The sequence below is a fragment of the Methylibium rhizosphaerae genome (assembly GCF_006386545.1).
Taxonomy (GTDB): Bacteria; Pseudomonadota; Gammaproteobacteria; order Burkholderiales; family Burkholderiaceae_C; genus Pseudorivibacter; species Pseudorivibacter rhizosphaerae.
Map to the genome: position 1 here is coordinate 1 of NZ_SWAR01000113.1, position 1,597 is coordinate 1,597.

Here is a 1,597-nt window from a genome sequence, read left to right on the forward strand (position 1 = left end):
TCCCCCGAGATCCTATGGAGGACCACCCGCGTCAGCCGCGTTGGTCTACAACGGGAATTTCCTGTTCTCTGTGCAAAGGAGGTTCGGAAATGAAGTCGACTCAGGCAGTCCTCCAAGGCAAGGATACGGCGATTGAAGCGGCGCTGTACATGAGCTTCGAACTCGGCGACAAGGCGTGGAAGCTGACGTTCGGCGACGGCCGGCGCAAGCCCGCGCGGTTCACGATCGCCGCGGGTGACCAAGCCGCGGTGCTCGAGTGCATCGCGCGGGCGAAGGCGCGCTGCAGCCTGGGGTCGTCGGCCAGCGTGCAATCGTGCTATGAGGCCGGCCGCGACGGCTGGTGGCTGCACCGCTGGCTGAAGCAGCAGGGCATCGACAACATCGTCGTGGACTCTTCGAGCATCGAGGTGAACCGGCACGCACGTCGAGCCAAGAGCGATCGGCTCGACGGCGACAAGTTGCTGCAGATGCTGCTGCGCCACGGGCGCGGCGAGCGTGTCTGGTCGGTGGTGCACGCACCGTCGCCGCAGGCCGAGGACGAGCGGCGCGCGCACCGCGAGCTGCATCGGCTGACCAACGAGAGCACGGCGCATTGCAACCGCATCCGCTCGCTGCTGGTGCTGCACAACCTGCGGCCCGCGCAGGTGGGCGGTCGAACCTGGGCGGCATGGTGGGTGGCGCACCAGGCGCAGGTGCCGCCGCTGCTGCGCGCGGAAATCGAGCGCGAATGCGAGCGGCTGGCGCTGGTGCGTCAGCAGATGCGTGCGATCGAGCTGCAACGCCACAGCGAACTGACCCAGCAACCCCTGGTCACCCAGCTCAGCCAACTGCGCGCCATCGGCACGTGCAGCGCCTGGGTGCTTGCCAAGGAGCTGTTCGGCTGGCGGCACTTCGACAATCGACGCGAGCTCGCTGCCAGCCTGGGACTCGCGCCCACGCCCTACGCCAGCGGCGACAGCGTGCGCGAGCAAGGCATCAGCAAAGCCGGCAACAAGCGCGTGCGCTGGCTGCTGGTAGAGCTGTCGTGGCGCTGGCTGAGGTGGCAGCCCGACAGCGAGCTGACGCGCTGGTTCAACCGGCGCTTTGCGGCCGGCAGCAAGCGCATGCGCCGCGTCGGTATCGTCGCGCTGGCACGGCGACTGGCCATTGCGCTGTGGCGCTACGTGCAGCACGGTGAGATTCCGGCTGGAGCAACGCTCAAGCCAATGCACACCTGAGGCATGGGCCGTGCCCACAGTCACATCGCAGTTCATGGTCCACGCGCCCGCCGCAAATCCCCGGGCCGCTTCCACGCGGCCGACCCCGAGATGGGGCGCGTCGGTAACTGGAGAGTCAGCCAAGCGCATCGCGCGCATGCTGCATCGGGTGGCGCACATCGGTGCCGCCACGGATAGAAGGTGGTTCGAGCATTGGCTCGAACGCTGCAGCACTCTCCGACCTCGAACGCCTCGCCAAGACCGGGCGACGGCCACACAGATCCACCCCACCACCCATCCCCTGCGCCCCTTCCGGCCAGCGGGAAGGCAAACCCCAACGACATCCTCCAACAAACCCCCATGAACGACGCGCTTGACAAAGCGGGTCTCATAGAAGGGGA

1 protein-coding gene is annotated in these 1,597 nt (G+C 67.3%); it reads left to right on the forward strand.

Features of this window, described 5'->3' with window-relative positions; translation table 11 throughout:
* The first annotated feature begins 89 nt into the window (after positions 1–89).
* Positions 90–1,217 (forward strand): IS110 family RNA-guided transposase, encoded by a 1,128-nt coding sequence (locus tag E8D38_RS27605; RefSeq protein ID WP_140637477.1) that lies wholly within the window; start codon positions 90–92, stop codon positions 1,215–1,217.
* The last annotated feature ends 380 nt before the right edge of the window (positions 1,218–1,597 follow it).

Coding starts and splice junctions, on each gene's coding strand:
- E8D38_RS27605 (WP_140637477.1), top strand. CDS start 90: ATGAAGTCGACTCAGGCAGTCCTCCAAGGCAAGGATACGGCGATTGAA.